The sequence below is a fragment of the Leptothermofonsia sp. ETS-13 genome, assembly GCF_049200465.1.
Classification (GTDB): domain Bacteria; phylum Cyanobacteriota; class Cyanobacteriia; order Leptolyngbyales; family Leptolyngbyaceae; genus Leptothermofonsia.
The window spans coordinates 1,972,785-1,989,247 of sequence record NZ_CP120836.1 but is presented as its reverse complement, the minus strand read 5'-3'; the positions used below and the strand labels follow the sequence as shown (position 1 = coordinate 1,989,247).

Below are 16,463 nucleotides of genomic sequence, written 5' to 3'. Positions count from 1 at the left end.
GGTGGGTTTCAGGTATAGCTATAGCCACCAGGCTAAGGACAGGGTGCAGGGGTTCCACCGCTGGCTGGGGGCTTTGCCCCTATATTTCCTCTCTTATTTGAATTTTGAGTTGAAGGGGCTTAGCATTGGCTGAACAAACTGGCAAAGTCTATCTCGTTGGTTCAGGTCCTGGAGATGTCGCTTACCTGACAGTCCGGGGCTATCAGCTTCTGAGGCAGGCAGAGGTACTGGTCTACGACGCATTGGTAGATAGTGAATTGCTGGAACTGGTGCCAAAAACTTGCGTCAAATTTGACGTTGGCAAGCGGGGTGGTAGACCCAGTATGAGACAGACGGAAATTAATGACTTGCTTGTACAGTACTGTTTGCAAGGGCAGCAGGTCGTGCGTTTGAAGAGTGGCGACCCCTTCATCTTCGGGCGCTCTCACTCTGAAATTCAGGCGTTGAAAGCCGCAAATTGTGATTATGAAGTGATTCCAGGACTATCCTCTGCCCTGGCAGCCCCTTTGCTGGCAAGTATTCCCCTGACCGATCCGATTTTGAGTCGGTGCTTTGCAGTGGTGAGCGCCCACAATCCCGAAGCATTGGATTGGGAGGCTCTGTCTCGACTGGAAACGCTGGTCATTCTCATGGGAGGGCAGCGCTTGGATGAGATTGTGGAGCGGCTTCAGATACAGGGGCGATCGCCCCAGACTCCCATTGCTATCATTCGCTGGGCCGGGCAACCGCAACAGCAAATTTGGGAAGGAACCCTGATGGATATTGGGCAAAAAACAGCCGCCGCACCCCTCTCTCCCTGTGTGATGGTGATTGGTGAAGTAGTCAGGCTTCGAGCCTATCTTCAGAGGGCAGGCCACAGGCCACAGGCCACAGGCGACAGAGGCATCCTTGATCCTGTACCCTATACCCCATCCCCTGTAACCTCCCCCCATTTTTCAACCGTGCAGACTCCTCCCTCTTCTCTCTTCACCCCTTCCTCCTCCCCCCTCGCTAACAAAACCGTGCTGGTGACTCGTTCGGCCAGCCAGTCGAATCAGTTTAGCGATCGCCTCCGTCAAGCGGGTGCGGTGGTGATTGAAATGCCTGCGCTGGAGATTGGACCGCCTTCAAGCTGGGAAGAATTGGATCGCGCGATCGCCCATCTTTCCAGTTTTGATTGGCTGATCCTGACCTCTGCCAACAGCGTCGAATATTTCTTTGATCGACTGGCAATCCACGTACAGGATATTGGTGCTCTGGCAGGTTTGAAGATTGCTGTGGTAGGAGAGAAAACAGCTCAGTGGTTGGCTCGACGGGGAATTAAACCCGACTTTGTGCCACCCGAATTCGTTGCCGACTCTCTCGCTGCGCACTTTCCCGGCTCCCTTGAGGGTACCCAAATTCTCTTTCCAAGAGTTGAAAGCGGTGGGCGAGATGTGCTGGTGAAGGATTTTTCCAGCCGGGGGGCGATTGTGACTGAAGTGGCGGCGTATCAATCCCGCTGCCCGGAAGCGATCGCGCCCGAAGCTCTGGCTGCTCTCCAAAATCACGCGATCGATATCGTCACCTTTGCCAGTTCTAAAACCGTCAAGCATTTCTGCCAGCTTCTTCGACAAGCTGAAGGAGATGACTCCTGGCAAACCTGGCTAAGCGGTGTCTGCATCGCCTCCATCGGTCCCCAAACCAGTAAAACCTGTGAAAGCCTTCTGGGTCGTGTCGATGCCGAAGCCCAGGAATACACGATTGAAGGCTTAGTTCAAGCAATCATTCAATGGCTAGAAAGAAAGAACTAAGCCAGAAAGAAGAAGCTAAAAATACTTGTCAGTAACTCCACCCAATTAATTGTAAAAAAGAAGGAATGAGAGCAAAGCCCCCAGGCAGGGGGTTCCACCCCCGAATCTGTTTTCATTTTAATTTTGTCCAGTTACTTAAAGTAATTTTTCATCCCGACCCCCTGACCCCTGACCCCGCCCCCCTTAACCCCCACTCCCTGCTCACTATAATCTGTTAAACAACCCTGACCTCTTCGCACTAGGCTAAGCGGTGGAGATCTGATAGGGTTTTTTAGGACAGTCAAGGAATCAAGGATCGAAAAGAATGGGGGCACTGAAAGGGCGAGATTTGTTGAGTCTGGCTGATTTAACAAGTGATGAACTGCAAGAAGTTTTGCATCTGGCAGCCCAGTTGAAAGCGGGCACCGTGAACCTGAAATGCCAGAAAATTCTGGGTTTATTATTTTATAAGGCATCTACCCGAACTCGTGTCAGTTTTTCAGCTGCAATGTACCAGTTAGGGGGGCAGGTGCTTGATTTGAATCCGAGTGTCACCCAGGTAAGTCGGGGAGAACCGATCGCTGATACTGCACGGGTTCTGGATCGCTACCTCGATATTCTGGCAATTCGTACCTTTGCTCAGCGCGACCTGGAAACCTTTGCCAACTATGCCAAAATCCCTATCATCAATGCCTTGAGCGATTTAGAACACCCATGCCAGGTTCTGGCCGACCTGCAAACGATGCAAGAATCCTTTGGTTCCCTGAACGGGTTAACACTGACCTATGTGGGAGATGGGAACAACGTTGCCCACTCTCTGATGCTGGGCTGTGCTATGGCAGGGGTGAATGTACGAGTTGCCTCTCCCCCCAACTACCAACCCCTGGAAACCATTGTTGAACGGGCAACGGCGATCGCCGACGGTCGTACCGAAGTGATTGTCACCATTGACCCGGTAGCCGCCGCCAAAGGAGCCCATGTTCTCTATACCGATGTTTGGGCCAGCATGGGGCAAGAAGATCTGGCAGAAAGTCGTATCCCCATCTTTCAGCCCTACCAGGTCAATGAAGCCCTGCTGGAACATGCTGATAAGGAAGCGATCGTCCTCCACTGTTTGCCTGCCCACCGGGAAGAAGAAATTACCAATGCCGTCATTGAAGGCCCCCAATCTCGCGTCTGGGATCAGGCAGAAAACCGCATGCATGCTCAAAAAGCTCTTCTGGCAACCCTGTTAGGGGCAGAGTGAGGGGTAGATGGGTGGATGAGATTCCCTCCTTTCCCCTTCACCTCAACTCAAAACTCAGAACTCAACACTCAAAACTCTCTCCTTACACCCAAAAACCGGTAGTCAATTTTGAGACACAAAATTTAATTTTCAGTGGATTGCAAAGGACTAGACAGGTGTGCAATTTAATGGTACAGGTGTTCTAAGATACGCCTCCCTGCTAACCTTCACCTGCTCTAGATTCTATGGAACCTCTGACTGAAGCTCAACAAGAGCTATATGACTGGCTTGTAGAGTATATTCGAGCAAATCAACACTCGCCCTCCATCCGTCAGATGATGCGAGCGATGGGGTTGAAGTCCCCTGCTCCGGTACAGAGTCGCCTGGAGCACTTGAGAGCAAAGGGGTATATCGACTGGAGCGAAGGTAAAGCTCGAACCATTCGCTTGTTGCATGCAAGTTCTCCAGGAGTACCGATTCGGGGGGCGATCGCAGCCACAGGTTTGGTCGAAACCTTCCAGGATGATGTGGAAGTTGAACATCTTGACTTCTCAAATCTGCTCCTCAATCCCCGTTACTTTGCGCTCAGGGTCAGAGGGCTCAGCATGATCGATGCCCTGATCGATGATGGAGATGTGGTCATCATGGAGCCGGTTACCGATCCCAAATCCATTAAAAACGGTACGATTGTTGCCGCTCATGTCAACGGACAAACCACCCTCAAGTACTACAGTCGCAAGGGCAGCAAAGTCACACTGGAACCGGGCAACCCGGATCGGGATGCTTACCCGGTAATCGAGTTACCTGCCAGCCAGGTTGATATCCAGGGGGTTCTCGTCGGTGTCTGGCGCTTCAAGCGGGCGTCTTAACTATGCATGTAGCTGAGAAGCCAGTTGGCGATCGTTGCCCGGCGGGTTTTGCGCGGCACTAATTCATCAACCTTGTAGCCTTCAAACCCCAGCTTTTCCTTAAGCAATTGCTTGTTCTCTTTTGGAATAGAGCGGGTCAGCTTAACTGTTGCTGGACGGCTCTCAATGAAATCAGGGGGTTCTGGATATTCCTCTCGCCATTCTGGAGCAACGGCGGAGCAATCCCAGGTTCCATCTGAATTAAGCCGATAACCCAGGTAATGCCAAACCAGTGCATTGGCGGTGGCGTCGTCAATGGTGTCTTTGATGATTCCCCAAATCGTTTCAGGGGTAAGTGGTGGTAAATCAGTCATAGGCTTGGTAAGTAGCTAGTAGATCAAAACAAAAGTTTTGAAGGGGGTGGAGGGGGTGAAACCCCCTTCTGGGGACGAAGCCCCCACTCCCCCATGTTGCAAAATTTAGTGTTTGCAACACTAGACAAATTAAATTAAGGATGAATGGCACTGGAATAGAATAGGTGAATTTCAATCCATAATACGCCCACCCCATGCCTGTATAGATTGTTAAGAGCCCACCGAGCAGTCCCAACCATATGGGAAAGTATTAGGAAACTGTGCCATTGGGTACTGGCTGCTGCCAGGAATAAATGAAGGGTTGTATGAGGAACCGTATACAAACGACAACAATAGCAGCGTCGTCATTCACTGCAATTGAGTTGATTACACCCGTTGCAGCTCAGATAACCAACAAGATCGTGAAGATCGATGCTGGAACGATCGAAGGTGCTATATCAGGTGATGTGCTGTCGTTTAAGGAGATTCCTTAAGCCGCACCACCCGTCGGCGACTTGCGCTGGCAACCTCCCCGGCCTGTTCAATCCTGGACAGGGGTACGTAAAACAATTGAGTACGGGCACGATTGTATGCAAGTGCCTGACCCCAGCGATGCTGCACCACCAGGCACAACTCCAGCCGAGGATTGCTTAGTTGTGAATGTCTGGCGACCCGCCCAGATCAAAACCGGTGAGAAATTGCCAGTCATGGTCTGGATTCACGGCGGTGCTTTCGTCAATGGTGGTTCGTCAACGCCACTGTATGACGGGAGTGCGATCTCGCGACAGGGTGTAGTTGTAGTCAGCCTTAATTACCGCCTCAGCCGCTTTGGTTTCTTTGCCCATCCAGCACTGACTGCTGCCAACGAAAAACCACTGGCAAACTATGGCTTTCTCGATCAACTTGCCGCCCTAAATTGGTGCAGCGCAACGTTGCTGCATTTGGTGGCGCTCCAAAGCAGGTGACGCTGGTGGGCGAGTCGGCGGGTGGTATTTCAATCATGCATTGGCTCACCTCGGAAGCGGCAAGAGGGTTGTTTCAACGTGCTGTGGTTCTGTCGGGTGGCGGGCGCACCTACATTTTGGGAGGGCAAAAGCTGAGGGAAAGGACACCCGAACTGCCATCTGCTGAAGAAAGTGGCATTTTGTTTGCAGAGAGTGTGGAGATTAACAGCATCGGAGTAGATGCCCTGAAAGCCCTGCGGGCATTACCCGCCGAGATCATTGCAAAAGATATCATAATGACATCCCTGGTCAAAAAAACGCCAACCTATACGGGAGGTCCTATATTTGATGGCGAGGTTGTGATGGCAAACCCCGGAGAGCGCCTGAGTCGAGGGCAGGCAATCCACGTACCGATTTTGATTGGCAGCACCAGTGCCGATCTGCCTAGAACTCTGCCGCTGCTTAAAGATCCCTTTTCATTTTTTGGTGCTGATGCAGCGAAGGCGCGTGCTGTTTACGATCCAAAAGGGACGCTGAAACCTGCTGAGATTGTTTTTACGATCGGGGTTGACATAACAATGCATGAACCGGCGCGGTTTGTAGCAAGGCAAATGACGGCGGCTGGAAAACCAGCCTGGTTATACCGCTTTGGTTATGTGGCTGAATCGTTGCGACCAAAGGTGAGAGGGGCTTCCCACGCAAGTGAGTTACCCTACCTCTTTGACAATTTGAATGTCCGCTATGGCAGAAACATGACTCGAAAAGACTGGGAGGCGGGACGGGAGTTTCGTAGCTACATTGTCAATTTTGTTAAGAACGGTAACCCCAATGGGGTGGGCCTACCGCAATGAATACCCTACAATCCCGATCGCTCAGATCTGATGATGTTTACACTTGATCGGGGTTCCCAAATGACAGCCGATCCCTTGAAAACTCGCCTCGATCTCGTCGAACGCGCTGCCAATTCAAAATTGGCATCATCTAACATAGCAAACCAGCCCGATGACCTTAGCAAAACGTCCTGGCAATTGGTGAAATTTCAGGGTGGTGATGATACAGTACTAACTCCTGACGACAGAACGAACTACACAATCGCTTTCAATGCTGACAATAGTGTAAACGTGCGATTCGACTGCAACCGGGGACGCAGCACCTGGAAAGCACCTGAACCCAATCAACTTCTGTTTGGTCCGCTGGCACTTACCCGCGCTTTATGCCCACCCGGTTCGCTGCACGATCGCCTGGTTAAAGATTGGAAATTTGTGCGATCGTATGTAATCAAAGATGGTCATTTATTTCTATCGCTGTTTGCAGATGGTGGTGTCTACGAATTTGAGCCGATGCAACAAGCCAGACCTGCTACACCCCAGTGAGAGTTGCAGGGATTGTCCACGTTTCAGGAGAATGAAGCAATGGGCTTCAAGTACATCGATTCTCTCGCAACAACTGAAAACGTTGATAAGCTTTTGACACTGGTAGACAAGGTGGCAGTAGCAGCAGTCGAAACGAGCGTTGCAGAATAGAGGTATGAATTAGGGGGAATTTTCAGGCAATGCCCTGAATACGGTTCCAGTCATATCCGTAAGAACGGAAAGAAACGAGGTAAGCAAAATCACATCTGTGTTGATTGTGGTCGCCAATTCATTGACCTCTATGACCCTCTGAAAGGATACCCAGATGAGTTCAAGCGAGAATGCCTCAAAATGTATGTCAATGGTTCAGGGTTTCGAGCGATCGAACGGGTGAAGGGAGTGCATCATACAATGGTGATCGATTGGGTTGAGCAAGTGGGGCAAAATTTGCCGGATGCCTATGCCCCTCAAACCATTCCTGAGGTTGGCGAACTCGATGAATTAGAAACATTTGTTGGATCAAAAAAACAAAATCTGGCTGTGGACGGCGGTTGACCACTTCGTATTGAGTATCAGACGTTCAATATACGGCATACAATCTCGCCAGAGATTGTCTCGATAGCTCAATTCCTAAATCATCCATCAATAAGGAGTTGCATAATGAAAGGGACCGCTAAGGCGATTCAACGGGTGATGAGTAGCACATTGGTTGCTGTAACACTTGGTTTCTCTCTATGGCAGCCTATCGCCGATGCTTGCACCCGAACGCTTTGGAACACGAACAAGCTTGCGGTTGTCGTTGGGCGGTCAATGGACTGGGCGGAATCCACTCAACCAACACTCCTTGTTCTGCCGCGGGGCATGCAGCGAGACGGTGGACGGGTTGGACCCGATGTGGTGGTTAAGGAAAATCCGGCGCGATGGACCTCGAAATATGGAAGCGTTATCGTCACAGCCTATGACGTAGCGATGGTTGATGGCTTGAATGAGAAAGGGTTGGGCGCGAATCTGTTGTTCTTGACTGCGACTGATTTTGGTCCGCGCGATCGCAGTAAGCTAGGGGTTCATGCTGGGCTCTGGGGGCAGTATCTGCTAGATAACGCCGCTACCGTTAAAGAAGCACTGGAATTGATGAAAACAATTCAACCGATCATGGTTGAACACGCGGGGTACAAGTCTTCCCTTCATCTATCGCTCCAGGATGCAACAGGGGACTCCGCGATTATTGAATATATTAATGGCAAACCTGTGATTTACCACGGACGCGAATATCGGGTGATGACAAACGACCCACCGCTTAATCAGCAGCTAGCGAACTTGAAAAAGTGGGATTTCACCGATGCCACGCGTGAAACTCCCTTGCCTGGTAACGTCAGCCCAGTTAATCGCTTTGTGCGTGCTAACTATTTCCTTCAGACACTACGCGAACCAAGAAACGAACGGGAAGCGATCGCCACAATTTTCTCGATCGCCCGCAACACTTCTGTGCCTTTCAATGCCCCCTACAAGACCCCCGGCACCATCTATGACACTGAATATCGAACAGTGATGGATTTAACCAATAAGCGTTATTTCTTTGAATTGAGTACCAGCCCTAACGTGATTTGGATGGATCTCAAAAAGTTTAACTTGAACCCTGGTGCACCCGTGTTGGTTCTCAACCCAGACAACATTGCTTTATCTGGAGACGTGATAGAAAAATTCCAGAAGGTTGCAAGAGTACCATTTTGAGGCAATTTCAGTTATATCAATGCCATTCTGCAAACCGATAAATTCTGCAAACCGATGATCTGTTAAGTAGGTAGTCATCATTAATTGGTAAAGGGAGAAGTGGGGGCTGCGCCCCCAGGCAGCGGGTTTCATCCCCTCCACCCCCGAAATTATCCTTATTGAATTGCACCTAGCTACTTAGAAGCAGCAACCAATGTGTTTACAGTCATGCGGAATGCTGCACAACTCAAAGGGTCCGGTATCCCGCACAGCCCCTCCAGTGTTGCCCACCACTGTGAATTAAAACCTGTTAGATGCTCGAAGCCTGATTCCTCAATTCCTCAAATGATCGCAAACAAGGTTCATCGAAAACTACCGTTGAGTTCAATGAGTTAAAAATGATACTAGGAAATTGTGAAAGCAATCACACCCATCAGGTCAATTCAATTCTTAAGAATTATTGGAAAAGAATTGATAATCAATTACTGAAGCCTTTTTTGTTATACGCCAGTGGTACCTTGTCGATTGCGATCACCCTTTCCGGTCCGCCTGCCCAGGCAAAAGAACCATTGTCGGCTGTCAACACCAGTATGGCCTCTGAACTCAATACTCCATTCATTCAGGAACTTGATCATCCAGCGCGAACTCTAAAGCAGGCCAGTTTCTTGACTAAACCTTTTGCTGAACTATCGATTGAGTCTCGCAATTTTGAATCGGTAGAGCCATCCTTTTTGCTGAATGCGATCGCCCAGGCTGATGCTCCGACTCCTCCACCTTCCGACTCCCAGCCTTCCGAACCCCCACCTTCCTTACAGCCCTCTGAGTCCCAGCCTGCTGAACAGCAGCCTGCTGAAACCTTCTCCGAGCCTGCATCCAGTGATTCGACCTACGGAACTCCCAGCGATCGCTGGCAATTTTCAGTTGCACCTTATTTCTTTGTCCCCTTGAGTGCTGAATTAGAAGCAACCGTTCTGGGTCGAAGTGCCTCGATTGATTTGGGCTTAGAGAACATTTTAGATCTTGATCGTGCCTTTGATGCAGGTCTGCGGGTGGAAGCCTGGAAAAATCGATTTGGATTGATCCTCGATGGTTTTTACGTCTCTCTCAAAGACAGTGGGACTCTGGGGATAACCTTTCCCGCAGGGAGCCTGCAACGCTTCGGGATCCCCTTTCCGGTTAGAGCAAGTGCCGATGCCAGTTTATCCATCCGCCAGGGGCAGATCGATCTGGCAGCATCCTATCGCGTGGTTGATACCCCCCTTGACAATCCAGCGGAATCATCCAATTCTTACCCCCGCCTGACCGTTGCACCCATTCTGGGTCTCCGAATCAACATTTTGAGTCAAAAACTGGAAGTGGATGACATTCGCCTCAACAACATTCCCGTCAACGTTCTTCCGCTTTCGATTCCCCTTCCAGTGAATCAGGATTTCAGTTCTTCTCAAACCACTGTTGAACCATTGCTTGGTGCACAGATTGGGCTAGATTTATCCAAACAATGGGCCATCAGAGTTTGGGGCGATGTATCTGGCTTTAATGTTGGTGCGGATCGAAACTGGACCTGGAATCTGCTAGCCGGTGTTCAATATCACTTCTCTTCCAGCACATCGTTGCAACTGGGATACCGTTTCAACAATTTTGACTTTGAGGATGGCTCAGGTCTGAGACGAGCTAAGGTCAATCTGCGTCAGAATGGGCTATTACTCAGCGTTATATTTCGCTTCTAAATCAGCGTTTGAATCAATTACAGCAATAAGGAGCGAAAACAAATAATCTCTGGAACCTCACCCCGCCTTCGGCACCCCTCTCCAGCTCGGAGAGGGGACGGGGGAGAGGTTAAGGACGTGGAAAAATTAGATGTTATAGCGGTAGTCATTATGGTTGGGACAGGGTGCAGGGGTTCCACCCCTGCACCCTGTCCTAAGCCTGGTGGCTATTGCTAGATTTAGAGATTTCCCTGTAGCAGCGCCAGAAAAGCATCATGTTCTTTATCGTTACCAACCACTAGCAGGCGATCGCCCAACTCGATCATGGCATCACCCATAGGATAGCGATATAGCTTTTTGTTGCGCTCGATCGCCATCACCGTCGCTCCCGTCAATCGTCGTACCTGTACCTGGGCTAAAGTTCGCCCAAGCAAAGGAGAATCTGCCTGCACCACGTACCAGTTTCGCTGTAATCCCTCAAGGGCCGATTCCAAATTAGAGGCTCCCCAGTACTCCGCTCGCTCCGGCAAGATATCCCGATACCTGCCACTGCGATAGCGATGAACCATTTGCTGCACATCAAAGGTAGAATCTCCCAGCTTCAGTAGCAAATGGGCCCCCATTTCCAGGGCTGCTTCAAACTCAGGTTGAACCACCTCCTGTGCCCCTAACTGATAAAGAGAGTCAATTTCGCTATTGACATGGGCACGAACGGTAATATCCAGATCTGGGGCAAGGCTTAAGGCTCGTTTGAGGGTGAGCCGCGTTGCCAGTGGGTCTGGGAGGGTGATCGCCATTGCTTTGGCAGTAGCAAGATTAGCTTTTTCTAAAACGATTTGGCTGGAGGCATCGCCAAACAGGTAAGGGATATTCCGCTCTCGCAGGATTTGCAATGCAGCTTCATTGTTATCAATTACCAGAATCTGATATCCCTGAAAATAAAGCATACGTACCAAAGTTTGCCCCACTCGACCGTAGCCTGCGACAACAATATGCCCGGTCAGTTTTTCTCCAACATCAGCCGGGTGGGACAGACGGTTGGAATGCAAAATGGCATCAACAGGCGGCCACCGTTCTAGCCAGGTTAGCCAATAGGGAATCGACTTCAAGTTAAACGGGGTGATTAACAATGTGATGGCGGTTGTCCCTATGGCCAGCCCATAGAGTCTGTTGGAAAATAGACCCTGGACCTGCGCTACACTCGCCAATACAAACGAAAATTCTCCAATTTGATTGATACCCAACCCTACGGTTAACGATGTTTTGAGTGCGTAGCCGAAGAGCCTCACAACCAGGGTCACGATCGCCGCTTTACCCAGCATCGAAATTGCCACCAACCCCAGCAATTCGCGTAAGTTCTCCAATAAAAATACCGGATCAATTAACAAACCAATCGAGGTGAAAAACAGTGTAGAAAACACATCTCGCATTGGCAAAATGCGATCAAGGGCATGATCCGCATATTCTACGTTGGAAATCATGAGTCCAGCGACGAACGCTCCCATCGCAATTCCCAGGCCAAGGCTGGATGCCAGCAGAGCAATCCCCAGACAAAGTACTAAAATCCCCAACAAAAATAGCTCTTGGGATTCACTTTGGGCCATCCATCGAATCAGCCAGGGGATGAGCCAGCGTCCCGACAGAAAGGCCCCAACTAAAAAAAGAGACGCTTTGAATACAGCAAATCCGATAGCAATGCCAATAGTTTCTGGTGGTTGCGTAAGGGCAGGAAGCACCGCAAGCATCACCCCCAAAGCCAGATCCTGCACAATTAGAATCGCCAGCATCACCTGTCCATGGATTGTCTGCACCTCATTGCGCTCAATCAAGCTTTTGAGGACAACCGCTGTAGAGGAAAGAGAAAGTACGGCACCTAAAAAAATCGCCTTGGGAATTGAATCGACCCAGCCCGTCAGGTAAGTCAACCCTCCCCCCAGAAGAATGGTGAGTACAATTTGTAGCGCCGTTCCCCCAAAGGCAATCGTCTTGAGGCGTAATAAATCCTTGAAGGAAAACTCGACCCCCAGGACAAATAGTAGCAGCGCTACCCCAATCTCTGCCAGAACCTGGATGTTGCCTTCCGTAGTAATGAGCTTGAATCCGGCTGGTCCTACAACAGTTCCCGCCAGGAGATATCCCAGCAATAAAGGTTGCCTCAATCGATTTGCCAGATGTCCGCCAAGGGTGGCAGCACCTAACACTGTCACTAGTTCGACAATGAGCGTTAATTTGCCAGCCATACTTCTTTTACCTTCTGTTCCGATTTTGCCAGAAGGTTCCTGCTGTAGTGTTCCATCATTCTAAGTCCGCAGTGTGCAAGCCTTGCTATAGCAGTCCTAAATCATTTGTGAAAAGGGCGTTGTGAAAGGATTTTCCCTGCTGAAAAAGTCCTTTTACAATCCAGATAGGATCGCTACAGCAGCCTTGCATCATTTGTGAAAATTGATCCCCCACTCCACAGCCTGTATCATGACTCTTGGTTAAATCAAACAATAAACAGCATGAAAACCATCCACGCAGTTCAGGTCCTTATCAATGAGAACGATCTGCTAGAAGCAATGAAAACCAATCATGTGGAACTTCTAGATAAATTGCTTCACGATGATCTTCTGTTTAATGGCCCCACTGGTGAAACGGCAACTAAAGCAATGGATCTGAACAATTACCGTTCAGGAACCATCAACCTGCATACCGTTGAATCGAGTGATCTAATGCTAAGGATGATTGGAGACAACGCTGTTGTTGCTGTCACAGTCGAGATCAAAGGAAACTACTTAGGACAGGAAATTGATGGTAAATTCCGCTATCTCAGAGTTTGGAAGCTATTTGAAGACAACTGGAAAGTGATTGCAGGAAGTGTGGTGGCTTCTCAGACCTGACTCCCAGCCCCTTCCCTGGGAGGAAGGAGAGTTAGATGAAAAGCCCCTCTCCGGCTTGGAGAGGGGTTTGGGGAAAAGGTTGAAGGGACTTCAAAACACCAAATTGTTCAGAATCAGGATTTTTTGATTGGTTGGCATCTCTGCGCGGAAGAGAAACAGTTAGGGACTTGTAGTTAAAATTCCATTCCCAACAAATATAGGAACCGGACTTTCTGAATCCGGATAGGCTGCAACTCCATACTCATAGGATTCTTTAGACCTTGCCTGGTGCATCCTTAATGCAATTGTCAGCGTTGTGTTGGAAGGAATTGGCTGACCAAATTCAACCCAGAGAGTGCCCGTTTCATCAATCCAGGCTCCCTTTAGCCCTATTTCACGACCAAACGCCCCCGGTTTTCCAACCAACGCTCTGGTACTGGACAGATCAAACGGAATCACAGCAACTGCTTTGTCTCGGCTTTGCTCCGTAAACGAGAACGATAGCCTGGTAAATCGTTTTCCGGTGCGTTCGGGCAAAAACATTGTGAAGTAGCAGGTGTTACCTGTAGCTGGAGATCGCTGGCTCGTGACTGAAACACTGGCAAGTTTCAGAGCATTGCTGGCATTTGCAGAAATTGTATTTGGCTCTAATGCAACCGCCGATGGGTGAAGCAAAATACTGGCGATCGCAAATGTCAATACTCTATTGATCTTTAGCATGATTCACTCCAGTGAAAGTCGAATGTCTTTGATACGATCTTTGCTGTGGCGATCGGGGTGATAGAGAAAACCTGTTGAGGAATTGGCAAGAAATTACATGACTCCTCAACAGGCGATCCATACACCGACTCAGCAGGAGGAAACGACTTCAAAAGGACAGCTTTAAACCAAACCGTTATGCAAACCGGACCACATCCCGGTTGATATTGAGGCGATTCTCACCTGTGGGGAAGCCCGCTCTACCATCACCATCGCCGTCAATGTTAGTGTGAATGTTCACATACAGGGTACCAGCCAGTAACGCCGCTTGCTCTTCGGGAGATAGCTTAAACTCTCCAGAAATCGTACCGGACTTGGCATCGATGGGGTTGTTCTCAAAGAATCGAATCACGGTCGCATCGGCAAAGTTACCGCGACTATCTCCCGCCGGGCTGTAGTGTAAGTGGGTTCCAGAGATGGGATTGCCCTCCTTATCCTGAGGAACTTTCAAGAAGCCCTCAACCAGTGCTTTGGGGTCAGAACCGTTGAGGATTTTAGCGTTTGGATCGATTTCTTTTTCTCCCTGGCTAAAGAGAGGAAAGCCATCGAAGTTTTCGTAGCTACCGTTGACGCGAAATACGCCCTTTTTCAGTTCAAAGTTCAGCTCAGAAGTTCCAGGGCTATCGGTTTTGAAGGGGAACTCGGTCCCGCCCCCACCTTTAGCAGTGTTGAAGGAAAATCCATCATCACCGACATAAAGGAAGTCGTTTCCGTCTCCTCCAATCAGACGGTCACGCCCGTTAGTTCCGGTCAGCGTTCCACTACCACGCTGGCTTCTGACGCCAAGCTCCTTGAAATCTCGTAAGCTTGCATTAGCTTTAGCTGAATTTCTGACAAAGTGGCTCTCATTGATATCTGATGCTTTGACAAACGGCAAAGCAGCCAGAATGTGCCCTGTCTTTTTGTCGATAATCAACGCATTGTTGTTTGAATCCAGGGGTTGTTCAAGCCCTCCTTTACCAGGGTTTTTCCCCTGGGCAATCACGACATTTTTAGGATTGATACCCGAGAGGGCAAAGCGATCGCTCGATGGATCAAAATCAAAGATGCGATTGGTTGTTTCCTTACCCAGAATAATGGTATCTCTACCCGTACCTGTCGTAATGGTGTTAAATCCACGCCCTGTGCCCCGAATGATATCACTGTCACCGGAACCAATCACAACATTGTTACCACCCTTGGGATTCAAGATATCGCCCCTGGCACCTAGGTTATCTCTAAAGGAAGTTTCGCGAGTAACTTTCTTGGGGTCCAGGCTCCTGGGAGAGTCTACATTGTTTAGATCAACATGAAACTCAAACTTGCCAACAACCGGACTATGGTTATGATCATCGCTAACAGATGTGAGTTTTTCCCGTTCCTCTGGTGCAAGGGCATCATTCAGTGATTTTTCGAGCTCAGACTCCTGTACCGAAGAGCCAATTGAGGTGTTAGTAGAACTACTGGAATTAGTAGTGCTGAAAGTTGGATCAGCAATTCCAGTACCATGAGTGTGATTGTGGTTCAAATGGTTCTTGTAATCAAATCCTTCCATGATTGACTCCTTGCAATTATGAGATAGAAGCAGAGGTTGTCACCTATTAATGCTCAGGGACGCAGCCCCAAAAGATTTTTAGCAGCTAAATTACTGGCAGTAATATTACCGCTTACAGCCTGAAATGAATTTGAGATGGTAGATACAAAGTTACAGCCAGATCCCTGAAGCTAATGATGCTGAGTAGCCAGTAAACGCAAACGAGGGGAATGGTTACAAGCAATCAGGGAAACTACTAAACTCGCTGGGAACGAATCTTCTGGGGACCTGAACCCTTCACGATCAATGGTCACCTTCACTAGCCTCAACTATAGCAAGGTAAATTATGAGTGGCAATATTTGTTAGACCAATTTCCAAATTGGAATGATATTTAACTAGAACTGATGGATTTAAGGGTTCCAGTTAGTAGATAGATGAAAGTGTTCGGCAATATCCTATATTCTATTCATCATCATGGATTCAATTGGGTCTACCTGTGGCATAGTTAATTCGGACAGAAATTATTTCTCGAATCGTGAATTCCTGCGTCGTTAAGCTGAAAATGTGTTTAGCATAGGGAGAAAATCTGATGCAATCTGCAATAGTTACTTCTAGTCCACGCTTGACCTCAATTAATGGGGAACCTGCTGTGCCAATTGAATGTATGCCAGAAATCTGGCAACAGATCGCTAGGAGCACCTGGATGAGCGAGCCCCATGTTTACACAGCGATGGCTCAGGTATTCTTAGCCAAAAATCAGTACGGCCACACCCTCTTTTTAGAACGTCCTGATACCAAACATCTCAAGTATGCTTACTGTGAAGGAAATGGGCTGCTAGCGTGGGAAGCGGTAGTCCATTTTGGAGAAGCTTTCCTTCCCGAAAACTACCCGGATTTTCAGCAGATTCGGAAAGATTTGCTAGCTTCAAAACCCCAACAGCGTGAACGCCTTGTCCTTGTTAATATTGTCAGTCATTTGTTTGACGAACTGAGCTACGATGTGCCTGCGACATTCTATTGGACATTTCTTCACCCCTTACAACGCTCAGACCTGTTCGAGGTTCGCTCTTTTCGCTTTAATGAGCAGGACCTGGCGGTAGCTCGAAAATTTGATGCCATTCTTCATGGCGGTTATGTATCAATGCTCCGGCGGTTGATCGATAGTGTGTCCAGTCAGTATGGATATTTTCTTGAGCATGGCTGTGGATGCGAGAACCATTTAGCAAAGCTCAAACCCTGTGATTCACCGTTTGAATACTCAATTCCACTTGAAGCTCGACGCAAAACATTGCGTGCTTTTTTCTGGAGCGTGATGGAAGAGTATCTATTGTTTGAACTGCGATCTGCAACTCGTCTGGTCTATGCTGACGATCTTTAGGTGAGAATGGCACTGAAATAGACACTTTAGATCCCCGAATCTTTTTCGGGGATCTGGATGGTCGC

At 48.9% G+C, this 16,463-nt stretch carries 13 protein-coding genes and 2 pseudogenes; 11 read left to right on the top strand and 4 right to left on the bottom strand.

Features of this window, described 5'->3' with window-relative positions; genetic code table 11:
- Positions 1–125: 125 nt before the first annotated feature.
- The 3 genes from cobA to lexA all read left to right on the top strand — a co-directional run bounded on the left by cobA (position 126) and on the right by lexA (position 3,845).
- The gene (gene cobA, locus P4D80_RS08890; protein ID WP_421658713.1) at positions 126–1,772 is read left to right on the top strand and encodes a uroporphyrinogen-III C-methyltransferase; all 1,647 of its coding nucleotides are present in this window, start codon (positions 126–128) and stop codon (positions 1,770–1,772) included.
- Between the two features lie 304 nt (positions 1,773–2,076).
- Entirely contained in the window at positions 2,077–2,997 is a 921-nt protein-coding gene (gene argF / locus P4D80_RS08885) for an ornithine carbamoyltransferase (protein ID WP_421658712.1), read from the top strand.
- Between the two features lie 224 nt (positions 2,998–3,221).
- Complete coding sequence (gene lexA / locus P4D80_RS08880; protein WP_421658710.1) at positions 3,222–3,845, top strand: transcriptional repressor LexA; 624 nt, start codon at positions 3,222–3,224, stop codon at positions 3,843–3,845.
- On the opposite strand, the gene P4D80_RS08875 is transcribed toward lexA, so the two are convergent.
- A complete protein-coding gene (locus tag P4D80_RS08875) occupies positions 3,842–4,198 on the bottom strand; it encodes a DUF1823 family protein (RefSeq protein ID WP_421658709.1) in 357 nt (118 codons plus the stop codon). The two genes, lexA and P4D80_RS08875, sit on opposite strands and share 4 nt — an antisense overlap.
- Before the next feature lie 494 nt (positions 4,199–4,692).
- On the opposite strand from P4D80_RS08875, the pseudogene P4D80_RS08870 reads away from it, so the two are divergent.
- The 6 genes and pseudogenes from P4D80_RS08870 to P4D80_RS08845 all read left to right on the top strand — a co-directional run.
- Positions 4,693–5,519: pseudogene (locus P4D80_RS08870) on the top strand (carboxylesterase family protein); the annotation flags it as partial.
- 180 nt (positions 5,520–5,699) lie between these two features.
- Positions 5,700–5,972 (top strand): carboxylesterase family protein, encoded by a 273-nt coding sequence (locus P4D80_RS08865; protein ID WP_421659510.1) that lies wholly within the window; start codon positions 5,700–5,702, stop codon positions 5,970–5,972.
- Between the two features lie 30 nt (positions 5,973–6,002).
- Positions 6,003–6,494 (top strand): META domain-containing protein, encoded by a 492-nt coding sequence (locus tag P4D80_RS08860; protein ID WP_421658707.1) that lies wholly within the window; start codon positions 6,003–6,005, stop codon positions 6,492–6,494.
- Positions 6,495–6,662: 168 nt separating this feature from the next.
- Positions 6,663–7,074, top strand: a pseudogene (locus P4D80_RS08855) (IS1 family transposase); the annotation flags it as partial.
- 59 nt (positions 7,075–7,133) lie between these two features.
- Positions 7,134–8,204: a linear amide C-N hydrolase gene (locus tag P4D80_RS08850; protein WP_421658705.1), complete on the top strand. Its 1,071-nt coding sequence runs from the start codon at positions 7,134–7,136 to the stop codon at positions 8,202–8,204.
- A gap of 497 nt (positions 8,205–8,701) precedes the next feature.
- Entirely contained in the window at positions 8,702–9,910 is a 1,209-nt protein-coding gene (locus tag P4D80_RS08845) for a hypothetical protein (RefSeq protein ID WP_421658704.1), read from the top strand.
- Positions 9,911–10,128: 218 nt separating this feature from the next.
- Here the strand turns inward: P4D80_RS08845 and P4D80_RS08840 are convergent, their stop codons facing one another.
- Positions 10,129–12,129: a cation:proton antiporter gene (locus P4D80_RS08840; protein WP_421658702.1), complete on the bottom strand. Its 2,001-nt coding sequence runs from the start codon at positions 12,127–12,129 to the stop codon at positions 10,129–10,131.
- A 261-nt stretch (positions 12,130–12,390) separates the two neighbouring features.
- Here P4D80_RS08840 and P4D80_RS08835 point away from each other — a divergent pair, with 261 nt between their 5' ends.
- Positions 12,391–12,768 (top strand): nuclear transport factor 2 family protein, encoded by a 378-nt coding sequence (locus P4D80_RS08835; protein ID WP_421658701.1) that lies wholly within the window; start codon positions 12,391–12,393, stop codon positions 12,766–12,768.
- A gap of 159 nt (positions 12,769–12,927) precedes the next feature.
- On the opposite strand, the gene P4D80_RS08830 is transcribed toward P4D80_RS08835, so the two are convergent.
- Both P4D80_RS08830 and P4D80_RS08825 read right to left on the bottom strand, forming a co-directional pair.
- A complete protein-coding gene (locus tag P4D80_RS08830) occupies positions 12,928–13,467 on the bottom strand; it encodes a DUF2808 domain-containing protein (protein WP_421658699.1) in 540 nt (179 codons plus the stop codon).
- Between the two features lie 175 nt (positions 13,468–13,642).
- Positions 13,643–15,040 carry a CHRD domain-containing protein gene (locus P4D80_RS08825; protein WP_421658698.1) on the bottom strand — a complete coding sequence of 466 codons (1,398 nt, stop codon included), beginning with the start codon at positions 15,038–15,040 and terminating at the stop codon, positions 13,643–13,645.
- 569 nt (positions 15,041–15,609) lie between these two features.
- Here P4D80_RS08825 and P4D80_RS08820 point away from each other — a divergent pair.
- On the top strand, positions 15,610–16,398 hold the full coding sequence (locus tag P4D80_RS08820; RefSeq protein ID WP_421658697.1) for a hypothetical protein: 789 nt from the start codon (positions 15,610–15,612) through the stop codon (positions 16,396–16,398).
- The last annotated feature ends 65 nt before the right edge of the window (positions 16,399–16,463 follow it).

What these genes read in the sequence shown, in the direction of transcription:
- P4D80_RS08835 (WP_421658701.1), top strand. Translation starts at nt 12,391, where the DNA reads ATGAAAACCATCCACGCAGTTCAGGTCCTTATCAATGAGAACGATCTG.
- P4D80_RS08850 (WP_421658705.1), top strand. Translation starts at nt 7,134, where the DNA reads ATGAAAGGGACCGCTAAGGCGATTCAACGGGTGATGAGTAGCACATTG.
- lexA (WP_421658710.1), top strand. Translation starts at nt 3,222, where the DNA reads ATGGAACCTCTGACTGAAGCTCAACAAGAGCTATATGACTGGCTTGTA.
- P4D80_RS08825 (WP_421658698.1), bottom strand. Translation starts at nt 15,040, where the DNA reads ATGGAAGGATTTGATTACAAGAACCATTTGAACCACAATCACACTCAT.
- P4D80_RS08830 (WP_421658699.1), bottom strand. Translation starts at nt 13,467, where the DNA reads ATGCTAAAGATCAATAGAGTATTGACATTTGCGATCGCCAGTATTTTG.
- P4D80_RS08875 (WP_421658709.1), bottom strand. Translation starts at nt 4,198, where the DNA reads ATGACTGATTTACCACCACTTACCCCTGAAACGATTTGGGGAATCATC.
- argF (WP_421658712.1), top strand. Translation starts at nt 2,077, where the DNA reads ATGGGGGCACTGAAAGGGCGAGATTTGTTGAGTCTGGCTGATTTAACA.
- P4D80_RS08865 (WP_421659510.1), top strand. Translation starts at nt 5,700, where the DNA reads ATGCATGAACCGGCGCGGTTTGTAGCAAGGCAAATGACGGCGGCTGGA.
- P4D80_RS08820 (WP_421658697.1), top strand. Translation starts at nt 15,610, where the DNA reads ATGCAATCTGCAATAGTTACTTCTAGTCCACGCTTGACCTCAATTAAT.
- P4D80_RS08840 (WP_421658702.1), bottom strand. Translation starts at nt 12,129, where the DNA reads ATGGCTGGCAAATTAACGCTCATTGTCGAACTAGTGACAGTGTTAGGT.
- P4D80_RS08860 (WP_421658707.1), top strand. Translation starts at nt 6,003, where the DNA reads ATGATGTTTACACTTGATCGGGGTTCCCAAATGACAGCCGATCCCTTG.